Raw genomic sequence first — 24,958 nt, 5'->3', positions numbered from 1 at the left:
ACCTTGAGTGGATCGATCGGCCCGATGAGCTGGTCCCACGGGAGAATCCAGTAATAGGTCGCCATTTCTTTTATTTCGAGGGATTCGTTAATTTGATAACTCGCCCGGTGCGGCAAAGGGGGCACGCATGACGGCTGACGGTCTTGAGGCGCTACTCGCCGGCCGGTACGAGCTGCTGGGAGAGATCGGCACCGGGGGAATGGGCACGGTGTGGAGAGCCCGCTCGGTGGCCACCGGCGAGCCGGTGGCGGTGAAGGCTCTCCACAAGAACCTCAGCGCCGACGACGGTCTGGTACTGCGGTTCGTGCAGGAGCGCAACGTGCTGCGCGCGCTGCGCCATCCCCACATTGTCACGATGCGCGACTTCGTGATGGGGGGCGACCAGCTCGCCCTGGTGATGGATCTCGTCGACGGAAAGGATCTACGGGCGCTGCTGCGTGAGCGTGGCTCATTACCTCCCGCCGAGGCCGTACGCCTGATCGGCCAGATCGCCGACGCACTGACGCACGCCCACGCCCACGGCGTGGTTCACCGTGACGTCAAACCGGAGAACGTCCTGGTCGATGCCGCCGGACAGGCACGGCTGACCGACTTCGGCGTGGCGCGTCTCGCGCACGGCCCCGGTCTGACCCAGACCAGCCTGATTCTCGGTACCCCTTCCTACCTGGCGCCCGAAGTGGCCGATGGGCGACCTGCCACCCCTGCCGTGGACGTCTACGCGACCGGCCTGGTGCTGTACGAGCTGCTGGCCGGACGTCCGCCCTTCGTCGGCGACCATCCGATGGCCGTGTTGCGCCAGCACGCGATCTCGGCCCCACGCAGGCTGGCCGGGATGCCCGATGCCGTCTGGTCGATGATCACTGCCTGTGTCGCGAAAGATCCGGCGCAGCGGCCCTCCATCGATCACGTGGCCGCGACCGCACACACCCTGGTGCCGGCCCTGGCCGGCTTGCCCGCGCTGCCCCCGATCAGCCGGACGGCCGACCCCGCGATCACCCGCGAACCCCTGGCCCCCGATCTGGCCGCCACCTCGCCTCGTCCCCGTCCCGAGTCACGATCACGGCTCAGGCCGCGCCTGATCGGCGCGGCGGCGGTCACGACCGCGCTGGCCGCCTCAGCCGCCGTAGCCCTGGTCGTGAACTCCTCCGGCGAGGCCGGCCTCACCGTGCCGGCAGGGCGTTCCACGACCGCGGCCGCCCTGGCTCCCCCCATGACGGCCCGGAACACACCACCGATCCCGCAAACCGACGCCCCCGCCTCGGAAGAGTCCCCTCTCCCCAAACCCAAACCCAAACCCAAGACGGTGCCCAGCACCCCGCCGGTCACCGCCACTGAGCCCGCCAAGAAGGCCAAGGGCACCGCCACACCGTCGCCGAAACCCGCACGGCCGAAGACGGAGGTGGCACCGGAAGTCGAGGGCCCGGCCGACCCCCCCGCTTCCGAACAGCCGAAACCCCAGTGGCGGTGTAGGGCGTGGATCTCCACCGGAGACGGCACCGGCACGCAGATGTCACCGTGCATGGCCCTGGTCGGCGATGTCTTCCATCTCCTCGGCCGTATCCGGGGCGCCGCCGATGTGCGCTCGGACGTACATGTCCAGCTGTACAACACCGACGCCGATACCAACGTGTCCCCGCCCATGATCTGCACCGGTCTGTCGCCGGCCGGCGACGGCGCGGTCGCCACCTGCGGCCCGTTCACCGTCACCGCTCAGCGCACAGGTGCGAAGCTCAACGTCCGGCAACGCTGGCGCAGGAGCGGCACCTCCGCCTTCGGCGGGGGCAGCGAAAGCCCCTGGGTGTTCTGGTAGCCCTGCCCCTGAGAGGTCGTCGCTCGGGTACGTTGAGACCGATGAGTGATCAGCGCGCGGGGATTCACAGCCACCGACCGAGCGGGCGGGCGATGCCCGTACCGCCGGCCGTGCGTACCGGCCGGTGGAGACCGATGGCCGCGGCGCTCGTCAGCCTGGCCGTGGCGACCTCCGGCTGCGCCGCCTCGTCGGGTGCCACCTCGTCGGGTGCCGCCTCGTCGAACGCGCCGAGCCGGACAGCTCCGAGCGAGACAGCTCCAGGTCAGCCAGCTCCGGGTCGGACAGCGGCACAGCCGGCTCCGGAGCAGTCGGCGGGGTCGCGACCCGCCCTGCCCGATCCGAAGGCGGCGATCCCCAAGGACCCCGCGAAACTGGCCCGTTCCCTGACCGGCACCGTCGCGGAGCTCCGGCGCGCCACCGACGACTGGATCCGCGACGGGGACCCCGGCAAGGGGCAGCCCCCCGAGCCGGTGGTGCTGCTGGCCCTGCAGCAGCAGCGCGTCTACCGCTATCTCGCCCGCAATCCGGAGGTCGCCTCCCGCACCTACGCCAGGCTGTCGAAGTCCCTGGCCGCGCAGGCGAAGGACAATGTGACGGCCATCCGGAACCTGCTCTCCCTCGTCCACCCCATCAGCGGGTCGGCGAAGTTCCGCGTCCAGCCGGCCAAGCCCGCCGATGTCCTGCTCGGCCACTTCAAGCACGCCGAGCGCCGGTTCGGCGTCGACTGGGAGATCCTCGCGGCGGTGATGTTCGTCGAGACCAAGTTCGGCCGGGTACGCTCACCGAGCCACACCGGCGCCAAGGGACCCATGCAGTTCATGCCGGGCACCTGGGCCGCCTACGGGATGGGCGGCGACATCCAGGACACCCGCGACGCCCTGCTCGCCGCGGCCAACTACCTGCGTGCCTCGGGAGCACCGCGCGACTACCGGCGAGCGCTGTACGCCTACAACCACTCCTGGGCGTACGTCGACGCGGTGCAACTGCACGCCCGCCAGATCAAGCGGGACATCAGGAACTACTACGCGTACTACAACTGGCAGGTCTACGTGGTCACCACCAACGGCGACCGCCGCCTCACCGGCCCCTGATCCGGGGGTGCTCACCGGCGTTCTTACGAAGGGGTCCAGCCGTCAAGGTGCCCTGCGGGGAGCCCCCGACGCGGGAGTCACCGCCCCGGGAGGTCCTCATCGCATGGCGCCGCCGCCGGGCCCGATGGCCGCTAGGGCAGGCCGTCCTTGTCCTCAAGCTTGGTGGTCACCTTGTTCGCGGGCGGAGCCTTGATGGAGACCCTGCTCCCCCAGCCGGTGTAGCGGGTCTCGGCGCTGAGCGTCTCTCCTTCCCAGCCGGCGCTGTCGAAGATGCCGGTGACCGGGAAGGACGTGGTCAGCTGCTGCGGGAGCCGGTTGCGGTCCACGGTGAGCTTGAACGTCACCACGGTCTTGTCGCTCGACCTGATCGGCAGGGTGGCGCGGAACCAGGGTGAGACCTTGGCGAGCCGGCCGAACGTGGTGGTGCCGGTGTAGGTGTTACGGGTCTGCTTGGCCCCCTTGAGCAGAGTGGCGAGGGTCGCCGGCTCGGCGACGTTCACGAGCTGGCTGAACCAGCCGGCCACGTCGCCGGTCATGCCGTCCGGGCTCTTGTACCAGCTCTTGCCACTCGGCATCTTGTCGCGGTAGGTGCCACCCTGGGAGTAGCTCGTGGTGCCGATCCGGATCGTCCGCCCGGGGACGAACATACCGTTGTACTGCCCGATCCTCGGGTCGACCGGCATCGCGCCTCTCGAGCTGATGTCCGAGGCGACGATCCCGGCTCTGCCGAACTGGAACGAGCCCGTGCGCTTGAGGTAGGGCTCGGTCTTGCCCTCCTTCTTCATGGTGCTGAGCTCGGTGAACTTCACACCCTGGCCCGCGACGAGTCGGCTCTTCAACGCCTTGACCGGGTCCGCGGGAGCGGGAGCGGCCTGGGCGGGGGCTGCGGTCACGAGCAGAGCGGCCGTGGCCGCCGTGACACTCGCGATCACTCGCTTCATATGGAATCCTTGATCGTCCGACAGGGGGAGAAAAAGGAAAGCCTGCCGGACCTTGATCACGAGCGCGTCTCGAAATATGTAATTCCATACGAAAGTCTGATCAGCTGGATTTTCTCGCCATATTTCGCCTACCCCTCCGAGCAGGACCGACGCGGCTCCGTCGAACTCGATGTGGTAGCCCTGTCTCAGCGGATCCCTACCGAGCAGCAGCGATGAGTCGAAGGCTCAGGTACGGCATTTCCGCACACCAGGCCCCGTTAAGAAAGCAGTTTCATGCTGGGATTCATGGTCTTGGGGCGCTGTGCGCGGCCGGCAGCCGGAGAGGCGGACTCCGGAGCTACGATCGTTGGCAATCATTCGGATTTGAAGTTGAACGGGGTTGAGGTCCGCCTGACAGGTAGGGGGTTGAGGAACAGCGGAACAGCCATTGGCGGTAAGCCGCTGCGTCGCAGGTCGCGGAAGGCTATGCAGGATGTCGGAGCGGTGTTTCCCTGGACCCTGCCCTCACCTCAGTGGGCCCTGACCGCCTGGCCCTTTCGCATTCGACCAGCTCACCGCTACAACGAGGAGCAAGGTCATTCTCAGCGCCAACGGCTGCCCGCCGGTTCCTCAACCCCGTACCCGGTAGCGGTCCTACGCTCCGCCGTACTCGCGTCGTCGGATGAGCAGCGCGAGCAGTGCGCTCACCGACGTCGCGCCGACACCCACCCACATCGCCGCGTGCAAGCCGTCCATGAACGCCTGCGTCGAGGCGTCGGTGACGGCGGCCACGATGTGACCGCTCATCTCCGGGCTGATCGGCGCGAGACCTTGCCCGATGGTCCCTGGGTCCGCGGCTACCCGGGCGGCGACCACGCTGGGCACGCCCGCATCGTCGAGCGCACCCGGCAGTCTGTGGCCGACGGTGCTGACGACCACCGATCCGAGCACGGTGGTGCCGAGTACGCCGCCGAACTGATTCGCCGTCGTCTGCAGGCCCCCAGCGATGCCGCCGTGCTCGACGGGCGCGTTGCTGACTATCGCCTCGGTCGAAGCTACGATCACGAGCCCCATCCCCAGCCCGAGGACGACGAAGTACGGCCACTGCTCATGGAAGGACGAGTCCGCCTCCAGAGCGGTGAGGCCATAGAACGTGCCGGCGAGCATGAGCATGCCAGAGAACAGCGGCCACCGGGGGCCGAACTTCTCGGTGAGGAAGCCGCCTAGCGGCGCGCTGAAGGCGAACACCGCTGTGAGCGGCAGCATCCGTACCCCCGTTTGGACGGGACTGTAGTGGTGCACGTTCTGCAGGTAGAGGCCGATGAAGAACAGCACTCCGTACAGCGCGAAGAAGCCGGAGACCACGAGCGCGACCCCCACAGACAGTGAGCGGGAGCGGAAGAGCAACAGCGGCAGCAGCGGGTCGGCCGTGCGGCGCTCTCGCAGGACGAACAGCCCGAGGACGATGAGGCCCGTGACACCGAAACCGAGCACGTATGAAGAAGTCCAGCCGTGCTCCTGTGTTTTGATCAATGACCAAACGATGAGGAACAGGCCACCGGAAAGGAGCGTCACTCCGGGCAGGTCCAAGCCTCCGGCGTGCGTGGTGGCGCGCGTTTCCCGCACCCACCGCAGGGTGGAGAACGCGGCGGCGAGGCCGAGCGGCAGGTTCAGGATGAAGATCGACTCCCACGAGACGTGCTCGACGAGCACACCGCCGACGATCGGGCCGGAGGCTGCGGCAAGTGCGGAGGCGCCTCCCCAGATACCGACCGCACGATTCAGTTCGATCGGTGGGAAGGTCGCGCGCAGGAGGGCGAGCGTGTTCGGTACGAGCATCGCGCCGGCGAGGCCCTGGAGCACGCGAAATGCGATGAGGATCTCGATCGAGGCCGATAATGCGCAGCCGAGCGACGTGAGCGCGAAGCCGACGATACCGATCATGAAGGTACGCCGTCGGCCGAAGCGGTCGCCGAACTTTCCGCCGAGGATGAGTGCGACGGCCAGCGCAAGGAGATAGCCGTTCGTCACCCATTGCAGGCCGGCCAGGGAAGAGCCGAGATCTTTCGCGATGGTGGGGTTCGCGACGTGGACGATGGTGCCGTCGAGGCTGACCATCATGACGCCGAGAGCGACAGCGACGAGGGTGAGTCGGCGCTGGCGCGGTGGCGGGTACGCGGCGTCCTTCGTAGACGTCGTGACAGGTCGATGGAGGTTGGGCTTGCTCATGGTGAGGAACTCCGGCGTAAGCTAGACTTACGAAGCGGTACAGGAACGTACCACTTGGTACTCAGCTGTTCCACTTCTTCGACATGGCTAACTTTCCCTATGAGCAACAACAACCAGCCCCTCCGCTCCGACGCCAAGCGAAACCGGGACGCCGTGCTCGCCACCGCGATGCGCGTGCTCAGCTCCAAACCCGAGGCGAGCATCCAGGAGATCGCCGACGCGTCCGGCGTCGGCCGCACCACCGTCTACCGGCACTTCCCCGCACGCGAGGACCTCGTCCGCGCGCTCTTCGCGGTGGTCGTCAAAGAACAGCGCGCGATCGTCACCGCGGCCATCGCCGAAGGCGGGACCGCCACGGCGATCCTGCGCCGGCTCGGGCCCGGGATCGTCGCGGTCGGCGAGCGCTACCGCTTTCTCGACGCGCATCGCGACCTTCTCGCCGAGGACCCCCTGAAGCACCCCGCCTCGGACGAGCCGCTGCTCGCCTGGCTCACGACCGCGCACAAGCTCGGCAAGATACGGCCCGACCTGCCGCCGGACTGGGCGTACACGATGATCCGAGCCCTTGCCCTCGGCGCGAACGAGGAGGTCAGCGCCGGGCGCAGGACCCCGGAGGAAGCGGGCCGCCTGCTCGGCGACACGCTGGTGCGGGCGTTCGCGGCATAGTTCATCATTCGAAAGGTTTGGAAAAGTGAAATGCCATCACAAGGCCCGCCCCACCGACCGGGGACGTGAGCCACCGCTGGACGCATCGGAACAGACGATCGCCCGATTCCAGATCGGCGGTCCAGCATGACCGTCGCGGAACTGCTCACAGAGCAACGGATTGTGGAAGGCCTGGACTTTTCCGGCATGGCACTCACCAACGTGCTGGCGGCGGAGCCGTACGTCTTCAGAGACTGCGACCTGTCGCGGGCTGATCTGAGCGACGCCGATCTGGCGGGCTACGTCTTCGAGCGGTGCATTCTCGAAGAGACCGATTTCCGGGGCTCGGACCTCGAAGGCGCCCGATTCGACGGCGGCGGCGGCGCGAGGATCGGATTCGTCCGCGCCGAGCTCACGGATGCGGTGTTCACCAGCGTCGACCTGTCGGGCGCCCGGTTCGGCAACGCATTGCTGACCGACGCGAGCTTCACCGGCTGCCGAATGATCGGCGCGGGGCTTACCGGGTCCCGGGGGACATCCTTCTTCGTCTCGTACTCCAATCTCACCCTGGCCGACCTGTCCGGGTGCTCCTTCAGAAAGCAGGAGTTCAACGGCGTTCGGCTTGACGAGGCCAACCTCTCCGGCTGCGACTTCACCGGGGCCGTCTTCAACGACTGCCGCCTCACCCTCGCCAGGTTGGCCAATGCGACGTTCGCCAAGGCCGACCTGCGGGGCGCCGACATCGGCGAGCCCGAAGACGACCAACTCCGTGCTTTCGCCGGTGCCGTCATCAGCCCTACTCAGGCTGCTGCCATCCTGGCGGCCCGTGGGCTGACGGTTCTGTGAACGTCCCCCGTCACAACGACTCTGATCGACTTCGTATCCGGCAGCTGAACTGGCCGGTACTTGCGTCGTGCGCCAGCGACCGCCGCGGTGGTCGACGCAAGTTCGGCCGATCGCGGGGCCGGGCTGCCGGGCCCGTCGGGGTGTCGGGTTGGGTCGGACCGGGGCGTCCTGCCGTGATTACTCACGGTGGGTTTCCCCGGCCCGCCCGCCGCACCCGGCGTGCGTGTCTCCACACACCGGGCGCTCCACGTGCCTTGCCCGCTGGTCAGGTTCCTGCGGGTTCGGTGGTCCAGGGGGTCGGGATGTCGGGGAAGCCGGAGCACCTCCACCCCGACCAGCGACCTGCGTCCACTACGTGATCCGGATGCAACCGAGCTGGACGATGACGACGGTCACGAGACTCGACACTGTGACTTGCCGGCGAGGCCGATGCGCACGTCGAGGACATCGCCCGACGGGCCGGCGTCGCCGTCGGCACGCTGTACCGCCACTTCGAGACGCGTGAGGCCCTCGTCGAGGAGGTCTACCGGCAAGAGGTCGCCGAACTGTGCGCCGCGCCACCGGCACTCCTGGAACAGCCCGCCCCGGACGAGGCCCTGCGGCAATTCCTGCTCCTGCTCGTGGAGCACGCTGCGATCGGCAAAGGAATGGCCGCCGCGCTGGCAAGCATCATGGCGACGGACTCGCCGGTCTTCGACGACGCGCGCTCACAGATGGCCGCCTGTCTCGACCGCTTGCTCGCCGCAGGCTCCGGGGCAGGCACGATCCGTGCCGACGTCGACGGCAAGACTCTGCTGCGCGCCATGGGAGGCGTCTGCAATCTGCGCGCCACGGAAGGCTGGCGTGAGAACGCCGCACGGATAACCGCACTCCTCTTCGACGGCGTGCAATGCCGCGCCGACATCACGGCGACCCAAGCCTGAGTTCGCGACTTTCTGCCTAACCCACCTGAAAGGAGGGGGCCATCTGCGTCCATGCGCCTGCCAGAAGAGGGCGCTCTGTCACGCCTTGCCGGTGAGCGGCTCTCCTTGGTGCTTCCTGCGCGGTGCGGGGTGCCAGAATCGGTCGGGGTAAGCGTGGCGAACCTGGGCCGGTGTTGTGCCGCTCTACTTCTGGCGTTCGCCTACGGCAGACACACGGGCAGGGCGTAGTCCGCGGCGGCGGCCAAGGCCGCGACCTCGGTCGCGCTGTGGATACGAGGGCGGTGAGTGATCCACCCGTGCAGGCGAGCCGCGCGCAGAATCGTTGTGTCTCCCGTGTTGATCGCTTCCCAGCGAGGTTGCGGGGCGGGGCAGCTCGACCCAGGCCTAGTCTAGGAGTTGGTGTTTGGCACTGCACTGCTTGGAGCGGCGCAGGACGGCTGATCGTGGTTCGGGCTGTGCAAGACCTGCCAGCCGCTCGCCGCCGCCCGGTAGGGGCGGAAGAACGCGCGCAGTTCTTCCGCGTAGAGCTCGGGCTCTTCGAACGGTGCGAAGTGCCCGCCGCGCGCGGGTTCGGTCATGCATACGACGTTCGCCGTGCGCTCGAGCCACGCTCGCGGTGGGCGGACGATGTCGCCGCGGAAGAGCGAGAACCCGGACGGCACCTCGACCCGACGGGCGAGCTGCTCAGGCGGGATCGCGGCGTTCGCGTGGTACATGCGCATCGACGAGCCGATCGTCCCCGTGAGCCAGTAGAGCGTGACGTTCGTGAGGATCTCGTCCTTTGTGAAGCTCCGTTCGACGTCGCCGCCGCAGTCGCTCCACTCCCGGAGCTTCTCGACGATCCACGCGGCGAGCCCGGCCGGGGAGTCGGTGAGCCCGACGGCGGCGGTCTGGGGCTTCGTGCGGTGCATGGCACCGTAGGCGCCCTCGCTCGCACCCCAGGCCGCGGCTTCCTCGAACCAGGCACCCTCCTCGGGCGCCAGATGGGCCGGGTCGCCGGTGAAGACGGGCAAGCCCCCGTCCATGCGGTGGACGGCCACGACTCGGTCTGGGTAGTCGAGCGCGAGGTAGCGGCTCACGTGACTGCCGATGTCCCCGCCCGCCGCGCCGAACCGCGCGTAGCCGAGGACGCCCATGAGCTCGGCCCACAGGCCGGCGACGGCGATGGAGTTGAGCGGCGGGCCGGTGGGACGGTCGGAGTACCCGTAACCTGGCATGTCGGGCACGACCACGTCGAACGCGTCGGCGGGGTCTGCGCCGTGCGCGCCGGGATCGGTCAGGAGCGGGATGACTTTCGAGTAGCGCCAGAACGAGTCCGGCCAGCCATGGCTGAGGACCAGCGGCAGGACGGGGTCGGTCGACGCGACAGCCCGGGCGTGCACGAAGTGGATCCCCAGGCCGCCGAGCCGGATGCGGAAGCGGGGCAGCCGGGCAAGCGCCGCTTCCTGTGCCGGCCAGTCGAACCCTTCTGCCCAGTACGCGACGAGCTCACGAAGATAGGCGATGTCGGTCCCGAGTGACCATCCGGCGTCCTCGGGTGCATCCGGCCAGCGTGTCGCGCGCAGCCGTGCGCGGAGGTCATCGAGCGCCGCGGGCGCGGTCTCCGAGGTGAACGGTTCCAGGCGAGGCGTTGCGTCAGGCATGGCACATATGCTAGTGGGGCGGAGACGACCGCCATGGGCATCCGTACGGCTAGCCCGGCCTGCGGACGGCGGGGGGACGTTGCCTGACCGAACACGGCTGCCCCATCTCCACCAGCACCTATGGCGGCCGGGATCGACGCCTCCATCGGCACCGTCGGCGATGCGCTCGACAACGCCCTGATGGAATCACAGATCGGCTTGTACAAGACTGAGCTGATCAAGCCCCGAGGCCCTTGGCGGAGCCTGGCCGAGGTGGAACTGGCCACCGCCGAATGGGTCGCCTGGTTCAACACCCCCCGCCTGCACTCCGCGATCGGGCACCTGCCGCCCGAGGAGTTCGAGGCGATCTACTACGCTCAACACGAGCCCAGCGATGCCCTGGCAATCAACCGTTGAGGTCTCCACCAAAGCCGGGGCGATTCACGGACGCCTGGGTGCGGGCCGAAACGGGCCGGGCAGCGAGGCGGATTCTCCGGAAGCAGGAGGACGGCCATGCGCGTCCTGCGGGGAAAGGTCGGCCACACGCGCCCGTGGCCGACGACATCATCAGGCCATCCCTACAGGTCGGTAGCGATGATCTTTTCGATGTTCCGTTCGGCCAGGGCCGTGATGGTGACGAACGGGTTGACGCTGGTGTTGCCCGGGATCAATGAGCCGTCGATGACGTACAGGCCCGGGTAGGCGGTGAGGCGGCCGTAGTTGTCGGTGGCCTTGTTCAGGACGGCGCCGCCGAGGGGGTGGTAGGTGAGGGTGTCGTTCCAGATCTTGTAGACGCCGAAGAGGTCGGTCCGGTAGATCGTCCCCTCCTTGGAGTTGATCTTGTCGAAGATGGTCTTGGCCATGTCGATCGACGGCTGCTTCCAGGCGAGCTGCCAGTTCAGGTCGACCTTGCCCGTGGCGGCGTTCCAGGAGAACTGGGCCCGGTTCGGGTTCTTGGTGATCGACAGGTACAGCGAGGCGAAGGTCTCGATCCCGGTGGGGATCGGGGCGACCTCGGCGAACGCGCCGCCGGCGTCCCAGTTGTCGATGCCGGAGCAGGGGATGGTCGACTGGAGGCTGCCGGTCGGGTCCCACAGGTGGTTGGCCCGGCCGCACATGACGTTGCCGTTGTCGCCCCAGCCCTTGCCGATCTCGTTGTTCAGGTTGGGCAGCGCGCCGGTGGCCTTCAGCTTGACCAGCAGCTTGCTGGTGCCGACGCTGCCGGCGGCGAAGAACACCCGGTCCGCGGTCACGGTCTTGGTGGTCGTGACACCACCGGTGGTGTTGAGCTGGTCGATGACGACCGTGTAGCCGCCACCGGCCGCCGGGGTGACCGAGGTGACCTGGTGCAGCGCCGAGACGGTGACCCTGCCGGTGGCCTTGGCCTGGGCGATGTAGGTCTTCTGCAGTGACTTCTTGCCGTGGTTGTTGCCGTAGAGGATCTCGCCGGCCAGCGCCGACTTGGTGACGGTTCCGGCCGCCTCCTGCTTCATGTAGTCCCAGTCGTACACGTCGGGCACGAAGACGAACGGGAAGCCGGAGCGCTGGGCGTGCTTGCGGCCGACCCGGGCGTACTGGTAGCAGGCGGTGGAGTCGAACCAGGCCGGGTCGATGTTGCCGACCCCGAGCCCGGCGTTGGCGCGCGGGTAGTAGGTGTTGTACATCTCGTCGGCGTTCACCGACGGCAGGATCGCGGCGAAGTTCTCCCGCTTGGGAGTGACCGCCATACCGCCGTTGACCAGCGAGCCGCCGCCGACGCCGCGGCCCTGGTAGACGGTGATGCCGCCGAACTCCTCGGCGTCCAGGATGCCGGTGTAGCGAGGGATGTCCCGGTCGATCGGGAAGCCGAGGAAGAAGTTGAGCGGTGCCTTGGTCCTGGTGCGGAGCCAGTAGGAGCGCTGGTCCGGCGAGGTCGTGTTGCAGAAGATCTTTCCGTCGGAGCCCGGGGTGTCCCAGGCCATGCCCATCTCGATCATGTGCACGTCGACGCCCGCCTGGGCGAGGCGCAGGGCGGCGACGGAGCCGCCGTAGCCGGTGCCGATCACCAGGGCCGGGACATGGGCCCCGGAGGCGATCGGAGCGGCTACGCGTGCGGCTTTTGCCTGGGCTGCGGTGGTGGGAGTCGCGAGGGCCGCGACTCCCAAGATAGAACCGGTTCCAGCGATGAATCCACGGCGCGAGATGCCTTCGGAACCTGTTCTACGCGAGGTTTTGTCACTCATGTGATTTTCCTCACTCTTGGCGTATTAGAACAAGTTCTACATGTTTCTCGAGTGTTAAGCCACCACGTACCGGGAAGTAACTTATGTCAGATCGAGGGTGACCGACCGCTGGGCAGCATGCACACGGTGTCCAGGCCCAGCACGTGGTTGAGCCGGCCGAACGCCAGCCAGGAGCCGAGGCTCATGCTCAGCTCCACGATCTCCAGCTGGCTGTAGTGCGCGGTCATCCGGGTCCAGAACTCGTCGTCGAGGCCGTGGTGGTCCAGGGCGTACCGCTCGGCGTACTCGGCGGCCAGCCGGGTGCGGTCGTCGAAGGCGTCGGTGGTACGCCACTCGGTCACCGCGTCGGCGAACTCCTCCTCGACCTTCTGCCCGTCCCGTTCGGTCCGCCAGTCGAGACAGAAGACGCACCCGTTGATCTGCGCGATCCGCAGCCGGGCGGCCTCGAACTCGCGGAGTCCGAGGGTCGTGTGGGCGTACACCGCCATCGAGAACTTCGAGGCGGCGACCCCGATGCCGGGGACCATCTCACCCCACACGTAGCCGATCGCGTCCTTGCCCTCGGGGATGTCGATGTTCATGGTTCTCTCCTTACGAGTTTGCCGACCGCCGGGCGCAGCGGGACGTCGAGCGCGTCGTAGAGTCCGGGTTCCGCGTCCACCAGCCAGTCGATGGCGCTCACCAGGCGGCCGACCGCGGTGGCGTTCCCGCCCGCCGACCGGTTGCCGCCCTCGTCGGTGGCCTCGACCGTGACCTCGATGCGCGGGCGACCCTCGATGATGACCCGGTGGGCACCGACGCCGTCGGGCGGCATCGGCCAGTCCGGGGCGCAGGAGGCGTGGATGCGGGTGACGTGCTCGATGACGATGCGGGGTTCGCCCTCGACGATGCCCTGCACCTCGAACCGGACCGCGCCCTGGGTGCCGGCCTCGAACTCGCCCATCGTCTTGGTGCTCACCGTGGCGTCGAGCGCACGCCGGTCCAGGGTCTCGCGGATCTCGTCGAGTTCGACGCCCAGCGCCCTGGCCATCAGCCGTACCTGCCCGCCCCAGACCATGGTCGGGACCGTCGGCGCGGTCATCGGCGGTTCGTAGTCCATCGGCTGGCCCATGCCGACCAGGTAGCGGACCGAGTCGGGTTGGTCGTAGGTGGAGTAGTCGAAGATCTCCTGGCAGCGGATCACGTCCACGACGGTGCCGAGCCCGCTGATCAGCAGGGGCAGTACGTCGTTGCCCCAGCCGGGGTCGACGCCGGAGACGAAGAGCGAGCCGCCGCCGTCCGCGATGGCGGCCAGCACCGGTTCGCGCAGCTCCGGCGGGGCGCCCCGCTGGTCGTAGAGCGCGTACAGCGAGGGGGTGACGACCACGGCTCCGACCCGGATCGCCCTGATGATGTCGGCGAGGGCCTCGTCGGGGCGGATGTCGCCGGACGCCGCGTACACCACGGCGTGCGGACGGGTGGCCAGCACCGCGTCGATGTCGTCGGTGGCGGCGATCCCCAGCTCGTGGCCGAGGTCGCCGAGGTCGCCCGCGTCACGGCCGACCTTGTCGGGGTTGTGAACGAGCACTGCCGCGAGTTTCAGCGCCGGATGGGCCTCGACGGCTCGGATGGCCGCGCGGCCGACGTTGCCGGTGCCCCAGACAATCGTGGAGAGCATGCGCGGAGAGTAGCAAGCGCTTGGTTTGGTGTATAGTGCCGCCGCCATCTCGACAGCCGGCCCCAGAGGGCGCTGTACGACCGCGACGCGGGCGAAACCCTGACGATCCATAGCGACCCCTATCTCCCAACCGGGTGTCCACAGGCCGTCCCGACTTTCTTCACACCCGGCGTCAGGCCGGTCCGGGAAGCCGTTTTTCACCCGTTGACGCGGTCGTAGCACGTATGTAACCTTTGGCCAACACTACGCAAGAATCTTGCAAAGAAAAGTTCATTTTCTCGCGGCTCTTCGCAACTTTAGGAATGCGCTGCGCCCATGCACCTGCCCCCCATCCGTGTGCGGTGAAGGCGCATGCCTTCACGTCTCGGCCCTGTCGTGCTAGACGAGAGATGGAAGAACGCGAATGAGAAAACCGTACGGACCGTTACGGCTGGTGGTGGCCATGCTGGCAAGCACGGTCGCCACCGGTCTGCTCGTCATGGGGTCGGTCGTGCCGGCCTCCGCCGCGGGCGGACCCAACCTGTCGCCGGGCAAGGCGACCCAGGCCAGCAGTTCCACCGCCGAGTACACGGTGTCGGCCATCAACGACGGCAATCAGAACACCTACTGGGAGAGCGCGAACAACAGCTTCCCGCAGTGGGCGCGGATCGACCTCGGCACCGCCACGAGCGTCGACCAGATCGTGCTGAAGGTGCCCGCCCCGGCCGCCTGGCAGACCCGCACCCAGACCCTCTCGGTCCAGGGCAGCGCCGACGGCACCGGCTACAGCACGGTGGTGGCCTCGGCGAACTACACGTTCGACCCGGCGACCGGTAACAAGGTCACGATCGACTTCAGCGCCGCGACCTACCGCTACTGGCGCGTCAACATCACCGCCAACACCGGCTGGCCCGCCGCGCAGATCTCCGAGTTCGAGATCTACGCCGCCGCCGGCAGCGGTGGCGACACCGAGAAGCCGTCGGCCCCCGGCAACCTCGCCTTCACCCAGCCGGTCTCCGGCCAGATCAAGCTGACCTGGAACGCCTCGACCGACAACGTGGGCGTCACCGGGTACGACGTCTACGCCAACAACCAGCTCCGGGGCAGCGTCGGCAACGTGCTGACCTACACCGACAACCAACCGGCGTCGGCGACCGTGACGTACTTCGTGCGGGCCAAGGACGCGGCGGGCAACGTCTCGGCGAACAGCAACACGGTGACCCGCAACGGCACCGGCGATCCCGGTTCGAACCTGGCCATCGGCAAGGAGATGGTCGAGTCCGGCCACGTGCACACGTTCGTCGCGGCCAACGCCAACGACAACAACACGGCCACCTACTGGGAGGGCAACGCCGGTTACCCGAACACGCTGACGGTCAAGCTCGGCGCCAACGCGAGCGTCAGCTCGGTCGTGCTGAAGCTGAACCCGGACACCGCGTGGGGCACCCGTACCCAGAACATCCAGGTCCTGGGCCGGGAGCAGAACGCCACGGGCTACACCAACCTGGTGTCGGCGCAGAACTACACGTTCAACCCGGCCTCCGGCGGCAACACGGTGACGATTGACGTCAACGCCACCGTCGCCGACGTCCAGCTGAAGTTCACCAGCAACACCGGCGCACCCGCCGGGCAGGTCGCCGAGTTCCAGGTCATCGGCGTCCCCGCGCCGAACCCCGACCTGACGGTCTCGGCTCTCACCTGGTCCCCGAACGCGCCGATCGAGACCAACGCGATCACGCTGTCCGGCACGGTGCGCAACATCGGCACCGCCGCCTCCGGCGCGACCAATGTCAACTTCTATCTCGGCGGCACGCTGGCCGGCACCGCTCCGGTCGCCGCTCTCGCGGCCGGCGCCCAGGCCACGGTGACCGCGAACATCGGCACCCGCGGCGCGGCCAGCTACTCCGTCAGCGCCAAGGTGGACGAGTCGAACACGGTCTTCGAGCAGAACGAGGGCAACAACACCTTCACCGCGGCGTCGCCGCTGGTGGTCACCGAGGCTCCCGGCCCCGACCTGCAGGTTCTCAGCATCAGCTCCAACCCGCCGAACCCGGCGGTCGGCGCGGCGGTCACCTTCACCGTGGCGGTGAAGAACCGCGGGAACACCGCGACGGGCGCGACCACGGTCACCCGGCTGACGGTGGGCGGCACCACGCTCAACACCAACACCCCGTCGATCGCCGCGGGCGCGACGGTCAACGTGGCCATCAGCGGCAGCTGGACCGCCACCAGTGGCGGTGCCACCATCACCGCCACCGCCGACGCGACCAACGTCGTCGCCGAGACCAACGAGACCAACAACACGCTCTCCCAGGCGATCGTGGTCGGGCGCGGGGCGGCGGTTCCGTGGGTCGAGTACGAGGCCGAGGCCGCCAGGTACCAGGGCACCCTGCTGACGGCCGACCCGCTGCGCACCTTCGGGCACACCAACTTCGCCACCGAGTCCTCCGGCCGGCAGTCGGTGCGGCTGAACAGCACGGGGCAGTTCGTCGAGTTCACCTCGACCAACTCCGCCAACTCGATCGTGGTGCGCAACTCCATCCCCGACGCGCCGAACGGCGGCGGCATCGAGGCCACCATCAGCCTGTACATCAACGACACCTTCGCCCAGAAGCTGACCCTCTCGTCGCGGCACAGCTGGCTGTACGGGAACAGCGACGGCCCGGAATCCCTGACGAACACCCCGCAGGCCGACGCCCGGCGGTTGTTCGACGAGTCGCACGCACTGCTGCCGTCGACCTACCCGGTGGGGACCAAGTTCCGGTTGCAGCGCGACGCCACCGACACGGCCTCGTTCTACATCATCGACCTGATCGACCTGGAGCAGGTGGCACCACCGGCGAGCCAGCCGGCCGGTTGCACCTCGATCACGACGTACGGCGCGGTGCCCAACGACGGGCTCGACGACACGGCCGCCATCCAGCGGGCGGTGACGGACAACCAGAACGGCGTCATCAGCTGCGTGTGGATCCCGGCGGGACAGTGGCGGCAGGAGAAGAAGATCCTCACCGACGACCCGCTGAACCGGGGTCAGTTCAACCAGGTGGGCATCAGCAACGTCACGATCCGCGGAGCGGGGATGTGGCACTCCCAGCTGTACACCCTGACCGAGCCGCACCTGGCGACCGGCGGCATCAACCATCCGCACGAGGGCAACTTCGGCTTCGACATCGACAACAACGTCCAGATCTCCGACATCGCCATCTTCGGCTCGGGCCGCATTCGCGGCGGCGACGGCAACGCCGAGGGCGGGGTGGGGCTGAACGGGCGGTTCGGCAAGAACACCAAGATCTCCAACGTGTGGATCGAGCACGCCAACGTGGGTGTCTGGGTCGGCCGTGACTACGACAACATCCCGGATCTGTGGGGGCCCGCCGACGGGCTGGAATTCAGCGGCATGCGCATCCGCAACACCTACGCCGACGGCATCAACTTCACCAACGGCACGCGGAACTCGCGGGTGTTCAACTCGTCGTTCCGCACCACCGGTGACGACTCCCTGGCGGTCTGGGCCAACCGGTACGTCAAGGACCCGGCGGTGGACATCGCGCACGACAACCAGTTCATCAACAACACCATCCAGCTGCCCTGGCGGGCGACCGGCATCGCGATCTACGGCGGCTACGGCAACAAGATCGAGAACAACCTGGTCTACGACACCATGAACTACCCGGGCATCATGCTGGCGACCGACCACGACCCGCTGCCCTTCTCCGGGCAGACCCTGATAGCCAACAACGCGCTCTACCGGTCCGGTGGCGTCTTCTGGAACGAGGACCAGGAGTTCGGCGCCATCACGCTCTTCGCGGCGAGCCGGGACATCACCGGTGTCACCATCCGGGACACCGACATCTACGACTCGACCTACGACGGCATCCAGTTCAAGACGGGAGGCGGCAACATGCCGGGCGTCGCGATCACCAATGTGCGGATCGACAAGTCCAACAACGGTGCCGGCATCCTGGCGATGAGCGGCGCCCGCGGCAGCGCGACGCTGACGAACGTCACCATCACCAACTCGGCCAAGGGCAACATCGTGAAGGAACCGGGGTCGAGCTTCGTGATCACCCCCTAGTCTTCCCGCGCCTGAGAACGACCGGCCATGTGGTGTGCTCCTCAACCTGGACACCCGCATGGCCGGTCGTACCGGTCCTAGGCCGAGGTACGGCGCCGGAACAGCACCGCCGCGACGGGGATGCTGATCACCACGCCGGCGGCCAGCCAGGCGGTGGCGAGCCACCCCGCGTCGCCCATGGGGTGGTCGAGGAGCAGCCCGCGTAGCGTCTTCACCATCGGCGTGGTCGGCTGGTGCTCGGCGAAACCGCGGAGCAGGCTCGGCATGGTCTCCGCGGGGACGACGCCGTCCGACAGGTACGGGAAGAAGATCACGACGAAGCTGAAGGCACCGGCGGCCTGGGCCGAGGTGACCAGCAGTCCCCAGAGCACCGCGATCGCGGACACCGCCAGGACGTATCCGATGACGAGAAGCAGCGCCAGCGCCCAGTCGGCGAGCGTGGCGTCGGGGCGGAAACCCAGGGCGATCGCCACGGCCAGGGCGATCCCGGTCGCCACCACGTTGCGGACCACCGAGGCGACGACATGCCCGGCGGGCACCACCCAGCCGCTGATGGGCAGGGTCCGGAAGCGGTCGATCATTCCTCGGGTCATCTCGTCCGTGACGCTCACGGCGGTCAACGCGGCACCGTACCCGCCGGACATGAGCAGCACGGTGGGAACGACGAAGTCGATGTAGGTCAGCCCGCTGGACCCGGTGGTGATCGCGCCGCCGAAGACGTAGACGAAGAGGATCATGATGAGCGCCGGCAGCGCGATGTTCACGATGAGCGCGTCGGGGGTGCGCGTCTCGTGGCGCAGCGCGCGGGTGACCAGACGCCCCAGATCGCCCATCGTCGTCCCGCTCATACCGCCACCGCCGTGAACTCGAAGAAGACGTCGTCCAGGGTGGGGCTGCGCAGCTCGACCCGCTCGACGGCGATGCCCTTCTCCTCCAGCAGGTTCAGCGTGTGACGCAACTGGTCGGTGCCCTGCAGTGCCAGGGTGACCTCCCGCGCGTCGGCGTCGAGATGCGGTCCGGTGCCGGTGGACAGGACGGTGCCGGCCCGGGAGACGTCCTCGGCCCGTGACAGGTGCAGCACCAGGCGCTCCGCGCCCACCTGGCGCTTGAGGGCGGCCGGGGTGTCGTCGGCGACGACGCGGCCGTTGTTGATCACCGCGATGCGGTCGGCGAGCCGGTCGGCCTCCTCCAGGTACTGGGTGGTCAGCAGGATGGTGGTGCCGGAGGCGAGCAGTTCGCGGATCACCGACCAGAGCTCCGCCCGGCTGCGCGGGTCAAGGCCGGTGGTGGGCTCGTCGAGGAAGAGGATCCGCGGTACGGCCACCATGCTCGCCGCCAGATCGAGGCGGCGGCGCATCCCGCCGGAGTAGGTGGAGACCCGGCGGTTCGCGGCGGCGCCGAGATCGAACCGTTCGAGGAGTTCGGCCGCCCGCCGCCGGGCTTCCCGCCTGCCCAGGTGGTGCAGGCCGGCGAACAACTCCAGGTTCTCCCTTCCGGTGAGCAGGTCGTCCACCGTGGCCTGCTGGGCGGTCAGGCCGATACTGCGCCGTACCGCGACGCCTTCCCGCGCGACGTCGTGGCCGCCCACCGTGGCGGTGCCGCTGTCCGCGGCGAGCAGCGTGGTCAGGATCCGGACCGTTGTCGTCTTGCCTGACCCGTTCGGTCCGAGCAGGGCCAGCAGCGAGCCGGTCGGAACGGTCAGCTCGACTCCGTTCAGCACCCGCGTCGCACCGAAGGATTTGCCCAGGCCACGGGCATGGATCGCGGCGTCGGTCACGCTCACCCTTTCTGCGTATGTCGTACCGTGTATCTTATACATAGATTAATCTGTACCAGATACACAGTTGGAGTGCCAGGGATTCCGGCGTTCGACGGCAGGGGACCCGTCATGGCGCGAACCGGCGCCGGGTACCGCGGCCCACGCCCGGGTCCGGCGGGAGCCTCGGTCGCCGGGGCCGGCATGACGACAACGGCGCCGAACCGTGGGCGGGGAAAGTGCGGACGCGCCGTCGTGACGATGGACGGCCCTCCGGCGACGTCGGTGCGGCCGTGCCGAGCGGGATGTTCGGCGCCAAGGCTCCCGAGAACCCGCGGGCAGGCACCCTGGACCGGTCCACGTCGCTGATCCTGACCGGGATCGCGACGTTGGAACCGTCGCGCCGCTAGGCGGGTCAGCCCGCCTGTCGACGCGAGGTGACCAGCCCGCAGTCGTAGGCGGTGGCGACGACATGGGCGCGGCTGGACAGACCGAGTTTGCTCATCGCGCGGTTGAGGTGGGTCTTCACGGTGGCCTGGCTCAGGCACAGCTTCTGGGCGATGTCATGGTTGGACAGCGTCTGGCCGACCAGGGTGAAGATCTCAAGCTCGCGAGCTGTCAAAGCAAAAAGCTGGGACATGTCATGATCGGGCACCGCGGGCGGGGCGGGCGTGAACGCCTCGATCAGTCGCTGGGTACTGGTGGGTGACAGCAGGACGTCCCCGGCCGCGACGGTGTGAATGGCGGACAGGAGGCGCTTGGCCGGGGTCTGCTTGAGCAGGAAGCCGGAGGCTCCGGCACGCAGCGCCTGGTAGACGTACTCATCGATGTCGAAAGTGGTCAGAATGAGTATCTGCGGGGTACGAGACGCGCCGCCGTCGGCCAGACTGTCGGCCAGGATGCGCTTGGTCGCGGCGATGCCGTCCATGCCGGGCATGCGGATGTCCATCAAGATCACATCCGGATGAGTGGCGGCGGCGCACTGGACGGCCTCGTGACCGTCCGAGGCCTCACCGACTACTTCAAGGTCCGGGGCGGCGCGCAGGAGGGCGGTCAGTCCCGCCCGGATGAGTTCCTGATCGTCGGCTACCAGAACCCTGATCATCGTCACCTCTCGCTGGTTAGGGCGGCGGGCTCCTGGCCGGGACGGGTGAGCAGGGGAAGGGTCGCCACGACCTGGAATCCGCCCGTGGGGCGAGGACCGCTGGTGATCATGCCCTGGTACAGCTTGACTCGCTCAGTCATGCCGATCAATCCCTGGCCTGGTGTGTTCTGGATCACTTCGACCGGTTGGCCGGTACCGAGGCGGCCGTCGTCGCACACCTGCAACGTCAGGACACCCGCGCCGTAGGTGAAGGTCACCCGCACCCGGGTGGGCGCGGCGTGCTTGACGACGTTTGTCAGGCACTCCTGAATGATCCGATAGACGCACAGATCCAGCCCCTGGGGCAGGGGCTGCTCGTTGCCGGTCACGGTCACCTCCACCGTCACCCCGGCTGTGCGCACCCGTTCGACCAGTGTTTCCAGGTCCCCCAGTCCGGGCGTCACGTCGTAGCGCGTCTCCCGCTCGTCGTCGGCCCCGATTCGCAGGATCAACAGCAGCAGTCGCATCTCGTCCAGGGCCTCACGGGTGGTGTCGGCGATGGTGGCCAGTGCCGTGCCGGCGGTGGCCGGATCGGTTGACAGCACGTACTGGCCCAGCTCGGCCTGGACCGCGACCACCGACAGATGATGGGCGACCACGTCGTGCAGTTCGCGGGCGATCCGCGTTCGCTCCTGGGCCACCGCCAGCCGGGCCTTGTTCTCCTGCTCGTCACGCAACTGCCGGGTCAGCTCGGTGAGCCGCCGGTTGCTCTCGATGACCATCCGGGTGGCGTTACCGAAAGCCCAGGTGAAGCCGACGGCCAGCAGCGGCCACACGACGGCCATCCAGAACTTGGTGCCGGGGAACACCATCGAGGAGCACCACCACAGGCCGAAGGTGAGCACCGCCCCCGCCAGTGACACCGCCACGGGCCGCTGGACGGCCACGGTGTACAGCACCAGCAGCGCTCCCATCTTGTTCACCTGGGAGTGGTAGCCGAGTGCCAGATGGACCAGGGACACCGCGCACGAGATCACCAGCACCGTGCACGGTATCCGCCGTCGCAGGGCCAACGGCATGTTCACCGCGATGGTCAGTGCGAGCGACAGGCCGTCCGGCGGACGCGACCCGTACCTGGCATCGCTGAGTTCCCACATCCACATGACGGCGGACAGCGCCACCGCGATCACAGTGTCGACGAGAAGTGGATGCGCTGTGAGAAGTCTCCACCAGGATGTCCTCGCATAGCTGTACATCAGCGCATGCTAGTCATATTCCCGCTGGCCGACATCCCTCTTCATGCCATATACCGCAGGAGGTGTACAAGGCATAACGCCGTAGGTGTAGAAAAAAACAAACTTTGCGCGGTATGTGGCGGATATATCACTCGGGTAGCTTTATCCCGTCGAAAACGATCGCGATCCTCTTTCTTCGGAGGCAGAGAGGATCCACACCGACAATCCATCCACGACCATGATCCGGACCACTTCGGACCACCGACCCCGGGGAAAGGCTCGAAAACGCTCCCGCGTTCACGGGCCGGTGGGTCGGGGTCCAGGTCGGCCCGGCCCGTTAATGGATTATCACTCGCCATCCACCAAGACGGCGGGGCCGACCTGGACATGGCCTCTCCATCGGTCAGCCGACCGGACACGATCCCGATGACATCGAATCTGACGCGATGTCCACGACTTCGCATCAGCTTAAATTCCGGCGATTACCTATTAACCGTATTTCCTGGCAGGCCGGAAACCGGGCCGATATCCGCGCGGGAGGACGGATCCGCCAATGTCGTTCGACCCGCCCGGTCGCGGCACGACACGTACACCGGCCCCTGGCGCCGGCGCTCGCGGTCCTGCCCGTCATGGCGAGGCTGACGCCCGCGGTGTCCTCCGGCTTCCCGCCGCCGGGTCGCCTCGATCCGGGTCCTCCAGGACGGGTCGCCGGGCACCGCGTTGGCAACAGGCGGCCGACGGGAAGGTCAACTCTGCGCGATGGACACTCTGACGTGCTTAAACGCCGTCCGAGGTGTCATAGGTGAGGGCATGGATGCGAACATCGTGTTGCTCGCCATCGTGATCGTGACGGCGCTGTCCTTCGACTTCACCAACGGTTTTCACGACACGGCCAACGCCATGGCGACCTCGATCGCGACCGGGGCGTTGCGGCCCAAGGTGGCGGTCGGGTTGTCGGCGGTGCTGAACTTCGCCGGGGCGTTCCTGTCGCTGAAGGTCGCGGCGACCATCGCGACGGGCATCGTCGACACCGGCGCGATCACCTTGACGGTGGTCTTCGCCGGCCTGATCGGCGGTCTGGCCTGGAATCTGCTGACCTGGTACTTCGGTATTCCCTCCAGTTCCTCGCACGCGTTGATCGGTGGTGTGGTCGGGGCCACGGTGATCGCGGCGGGCACCTCGGCGGTCAAGGGAGCCGAGATCGTGTCCAAGGTGCTGGTCCCGGCCGTGCTCGCGCCGCCGGCGGCGATCCTGGTGGCGGCGGCCGGTACGTACCTGATGTACGTCATCATCGGGAACGCACCGGAGGGGAGCCGCGGGCGAGGGCTCAGGTACGGCCAGATCGGCTCGGCGTCACTGGTGTCGCTGGCCCACGGCACCAACGACGCGCAGAAGACGATGGGCGTCATCACGCTGGCGATGATCGCTGCCGGGGCGATCGGCGAGGACGCGGGAACGCCGCTGTGGGTGATCGTGGCCAGTGCGACCGCGATCGCGCTGGGCACCTATCTGGGCGGCTGGCGGGTGATCCGTACCCTGGGCAAGGGGCTGACCGACATCGAGACCCCACAGGGGTTCACCGCGGAGGGTTCCTCGGCGGCCGTGATCTTCGCCTCCTCCCACTTCGGCCTCCCGCTGTCGACCACGCACGTGTGCACGGGGTCGGTGATCGGCGCGGGCATCGGCAGGCGCCTGGACCAGGTGCGCTGGAGCGTCGCGGCCCGGATGGCCGCCGCGTGGCTGGTCACCCTCCCGGCCGCGGCCGTGGTGGGGGCGCTGGCCTGGGCGAGCGCGAGTGTGATCGGCGGCGTGCTGGGCGTGGGGGTGGTCTTCGCCGTCGCCCTGATGCTGTCGGCGGGGCTGTACGTGGCCTCGCAGCGCCGTCCGGTCAACGCCGGCAACGTCAACGACGAGTGGACCGGGCGCCTGGCCCCGGTCCCGGCGATGAGAGAAGGCTGAAGAGGGCTCATGCCACCGTGGCGCAAAGATGCGCGTGGCCGGCGTCGTGACGTCGCCACACCGCGAGGGCGATGAGAGCATTAGAGATCAACTTCGTAGCGGTAGCCGCGCCCCCGCAGCGTGGTGATCCGCTGTGGATCCTCCCCGTACTCGCTGAGCTTGCGGCGCAGGGCGAACACGTGCACATCCAGCGTCTTGGTCGGCCCGAACCAGTTGGCGTCCCACACCTGCTCCATCAGCTCCTCGCGGGTGACCACCTCACCGGCGTGGCAGGCCAGCACCGTCAGCAGGTCGAACTCCTTTGGCCGCAGCATGACCTCGTCCTCGGCGATGTAGGCGCGCCGGGCGCGCAGGTCCAGACGCAGGCGGGCGACGGACACACCGGACTCCTGCTGCGACACGGTCTGGCGACGCAGATGCGCCCGCAACCTGGCGAGCAGCTCGGTGAGCCGGAACGGTTTGGTCAGATAGTCGTCGGCACCGGCGTCCAACGCCACCACGACCTCGAACTCCTGGACGCGTGCGGTCAGCACCACGATCACCGCCTGCGACAGGACCGTCCGCAGCCGCCGGCAGACCACCACCCCGTCGGCGTCGGGGAGACCGAGATCCAGCAGGACGAGATCGGGGACGAACTGCCGCGCCTGATCCAGCGCCTCACCCCCGGTGATCGCCAGACTCACCTGGTAGCCGCTACTTGACAGCGCCTCGGTCAGCTCCGAACCGATGGACAGATCGTCCTCGACGATCAGTACCCGCGTCATGTATCGATGGTAGGGACACTGGTGGCACTGGGTGTTTCCGCGTACCGGCATCTGGCGGCGGGCGGGCGCCGGGGAGCGGGCGGGCGCGCCCCCGCCGCCGCCCGACCAAGCCGAGGCGCGAGCGACGAGGTGACAAGAGGG

The 24,958-nt window shown here is 67.9% G+C and carries 20 protein-coding genes and 1 pseudogene; 10 read left to right on the top strand and 11 right to left on the bottom strand.

The window, feature by feature from the left end:
* The first annotated feature begins 127 nt into the window (after window positions 1–127).
* Both ABT130_RS07240 and ABT130_RS07235 read left to right on the top strand, forming a co-directional pair.
* Window positions 128–1,810, top strand: coding sequence for a serine/threonine-protein kinase (locus tag ABT130_RS07240; RefSeq protein WP_350953588.1), 1,683 nt, complete (start codon window positions 128–130; stop codon window positions 1,808–1,810).
* Between the two features lie 41 nt (window positions 1,811–1,851).
* Window positions 1,852–2,901 carry a lytic transglycosylase domain-containing protein gene (locus ABT130_RS07235; RefSeq protein ID WP_350953586.1) on the top strand — a complete coding sequence of 350 codons (1,050 nt, stop codon included), beginning with the start codon at window positions 1,852–1,854 and terminating at the stop codon, window positions 2,899–2,901.
* Window positions 2,902–3,032: 131 nt separating this feature from the next.
* On the opposite strand, the gene ABT130_RS07230 is transcribed toward ABT130_RS07235, so the two are convergent.
* On the bottom strand, window positions 3,033–3,842 hold the full coding sequence (locus tag ABT130_RS07230) for a hypothetical protein (protein WP_350953585.1): 810 nt from the start codon (window positions 3,840–3,842) through the stop codon (window positions 3,033–3,035).
* Between ABT130_RS07230 and ABT130_RS07225 the strand changes: the two genes are divergently transcribed.
* A complete protein-coding gene (locus tag ABT130_RS07225; RefSeq protein ID WP_350953583.1) occupies window positions 3,843–4,058 on the top strand; it encodes a hypothetical protein in 216 nt (71 codons plus the stop codon).
* 417 nt (window positions 4,059–4,475) lie between these two features.
* Here the strand turns inward: ABT130_RS07225 and ABT130_RS07220 are convergent, their stop codons facing one another.
* Window positions 4,476–6,050: an MFS transporter gene (locus ABT130_RS07220; protein ID WP_350953581.1), complete on the bottom strand. Its 1,575-nt coding sequence runs from the start codon at window positions 6,048–6,050 to the stop codon at window positions 4,476–4,478.
* A 99-nt stretch (window positions 6,051–6,149) separates the two neighbouring features.
* On the opposite strand from ABT130_RS07220, the gene ABT130_RS07215 reads away from it, so the two are divergent.
* From ABT130_RS07215 to ABT130_RS07205, 3 genes are all read left to right on the top strand, one after another.
* A complete protein-coding gene (locus ABT130_RS07215) occupies window positions 6,150–6,716 on the top strand; it encodes a TetR/AcrR family transcriptional regulator (protein WP_350953579.1) in 567 nt (188 codons plus the stop codon).
* Window positions 6,717–6,902: 186 nt separating this feature from the next.
* Entirely contained in the window at window positions 6,903–7,541 is a 639-nt protein-coding gene (locus ABT130_RS07210) for a pentapeptide repeat-containing protein (RefSeq protein WP_350953577.1), read from the top strand.
* A gap of 620 nt (window positions 7,542–8,161) precedes the next feature.
* Entirely contained in the window at window positions 8,162–8,464 is a 303-nt protein-coding gene (locus tag ABT130_RS07205) for an SbtR family transcriptional regulator (RefSeq protein WP_350953575.1), read from the top strand.
* Between the two features lie 389 nt (window positions 8,465–8,853).
* Here ABT130_RS07205 and ABT130_RS07200 read toward each other — a convergent pair whose 3' ends face one another.
* Window positions 8,854–10,107, bottom strand: a complete 1,254-nt coding sequence (locus ABT130_RS07200) for an epoxide hydrolase family protein (RefSeq protein ID WP_350953573.1) — start codon at window positions 10,105–10,107, stop codon at window positions 8,854–8,856.
* A gap of 126 nt (window positions 10,108–10,233) precedes the next feature.
* Between ABT130_RS07200 and ABT130_RS07195 the strand changes: the two are divergent.
* A pseudogene (locus tag ABT130_RS07195) lies at window positions 10,234–10,503 on the top strand (integrase core domain-containing protein); the annotation flags it as partial.
* 161 nt (window positions 10,504–10,664) lie between these two features.
* Here the strand turns inward: ABT130_RS07195 and ABT130_RS07190 are convergent.
* The 3 genes from ABT130_RS07190 to ABT130_RS07180 all read right to left on the bottom strand — a co-directional run bounded on the left by ABT130_RS07190 (window position 10,665) and on the right by ABT130_RS07180 (window position 13,965).
* Window positions 10,665–12,230 carry a GMC oxidoreductase gene (locus tag ABT130_RS07190; protein ID WP_350953571.1) on the bottom strand — a complete coding sequence of 522 codons (1,566 nt, stop codon included), beginning with the start codon at window positions 12,228–12,230 and terminating at the stop codon, window positions 10,665–10,667.
* Window positions 12,231–12,394: 164 nt separating this feature from the next.
* Window positions 12,395–12,889 carry a carboxymuconolactone decarboxylase family protein gene (locus ABT130_RS07185; protein WP_350926605.1) on the bottom strand — a complete coding sequence of 165 codons (495 nt, stop codon included), beginning with the start codon at window positions 12,887–12,889 and terminating at the stop codon, window positions 12,395–12,397.
* Window positions 12,886–13,965, bottom strand: coding sequence for an NAD(P)H-dependent amine dehydrogenase family protein (locus ABT130_RS07180; protein WP_350926607.1), 1,080 nt, complete (start codon window positions 13,963–13,965; stop codon window positions 12,886–12,888). The genes ABT130_RS07185 and ABT130_RS07180 overlap by 4 nt, the downstream gene beginning before the upstream one ends.
* A 403-nt stretch (window positions 13,966–14,368) precedes the next feature.
* On the opposite strand from ABT130_RS07180, the gene ABT130_RS07175 reads away from it, so the two are divergent.
* Entirely contained in the window at window positions 14,369–18,019 is a 3,651-nt protein-coding gene (locus tag ABT130_RS07175) for a CARDB domain-containing protein (RefSeq protein ID WP_350953569.1), read from the top strand.
* Between the two features lie 77 nt (window positions 18,020–18,096).
* Here the strand turns inward: ABT130_RS07175 and ABT130_RS07170 are convergent, their stop codons facing one another.
* Both ABT130_RS07170 and ABT130_RS07165 read right to left on the bottom strand, forming a co-directional pair.
* Entirely contained in the window at window positions 18,097–18,867 is a 771-nt protein-coding gene (locus ABT130_RS07170) for an ABC transporter permease (protein WP_350953567.1), read from the bottom strand.
* The gene (locus ABT130_RS07165) at window positions 18,864–19,802 is read right to left on the bottom strand and encodes an ATP-binding cassette domain-containing protein (RefSeq protein ID WP_350953565.1); all 939 of its coding nucleotides are present in this window, start codon (window positions 19,800–19,802) and stop codon (window positions 18,864–18,866) included. Before ABT130_RS07165 ends, ABT130_RS07170 begins: the two co-directional genes overlap by 4 nt.
* 212 nt (window positions 19,803–20,014) lie before the next feature.
* Here ABT130_RS07165 and ABT130_RS07160 point away from each other — a divergent pair, with 212 nt between their 5' ends.
* Window positions 20,015–20,185 (top strand): hypothetical protein, encoded by a 171-nt coding sequence (locus ABT130_RS07160; protein ID WP_350953563.1) that lies wholly within the window; start codon window positions 20,015–20,017, stop codon window positions 20,183–20,185.
* 5 nt (window positions 20,186–20,190) lie between these two features.
* Here ABT130_RS07160 and ABT130_RS07155 read toward each other — a convergent pair whose 3' ends face one another.
* Together ABT130_RS07155 and ABT130_RS07150 are read right to left on the bottom strand one after the other, a co-directional pair.
* On the bottom strand, window positions 20,191–20,880 hold the full coding sequence (locus ABT130_RS07155; RefSeq protein WP_350926617.1) for a response regulator: 690 nt from the start codon (window positions 20,878–20,880) through the stop codon (window positions 20,191–20,193).
* A gap of 2 nt (window positions 20,881–20,882) precedes the next feature.
* Window positions 20,883–22,115 carry a sensor histidine kinase gene (locus ABT130_RS07150; RefSeq protein WP_350953561.1) on the bottom strand — a complete coding sequence of 411 codons (1,233 nt, stop codon included), beginning with the start codon at window positions 22,113–22,115 and terminating at the stop codon, window positions 20,883–20,885.
* 789 nt (window positions 22,116–22,904) lie between these two features.
* Here ABT130_RS07150 and ABT130_RS07145 point away from each other — a divergent pair.
* Entirely contained in the window at window positions 22,905–24,053 is a 1,149-nt protein-coding gene (locus ABT130_RS07145; RefSeq protein ID WP_350953559.1) for an inorganic phosphate transporter, read from the top strand.
* 80 nt (window positions 24,054–24,133) lie between these two features.
* Here the strand turns inward: ABT130_RS07145 and ABT130_RS07140 are convergent, their stop codons facing one another.
* Window positions 24,134–24,817: a response regulator transcription factor gene (locus ABT130_RS07140; RefSeq protein WP_350926623.1), complete on the bottom strand. Its 684-nt coding sequence runs from the start codon at window positions 24,815–24,817 to the stop codon at window positions 24,134–24,136.
* Window positions 24,818–24,958: the final 141 nt, after the last annotated feature.

Origin of the sequence: Streptosporangium sp. NPDC001681, from assembly GCF_040298085.1 — a bacterium.
GTDB lineage: Bacteria > Actinomycetota > Actinomycetes > Streptosporangiales > Streptosporangiaceae > Streptosporangium.
Note: the sequence above shows the minus strand (reverse complement) of the source record. Positions and strands in the feature narration are given on the sequence as shown.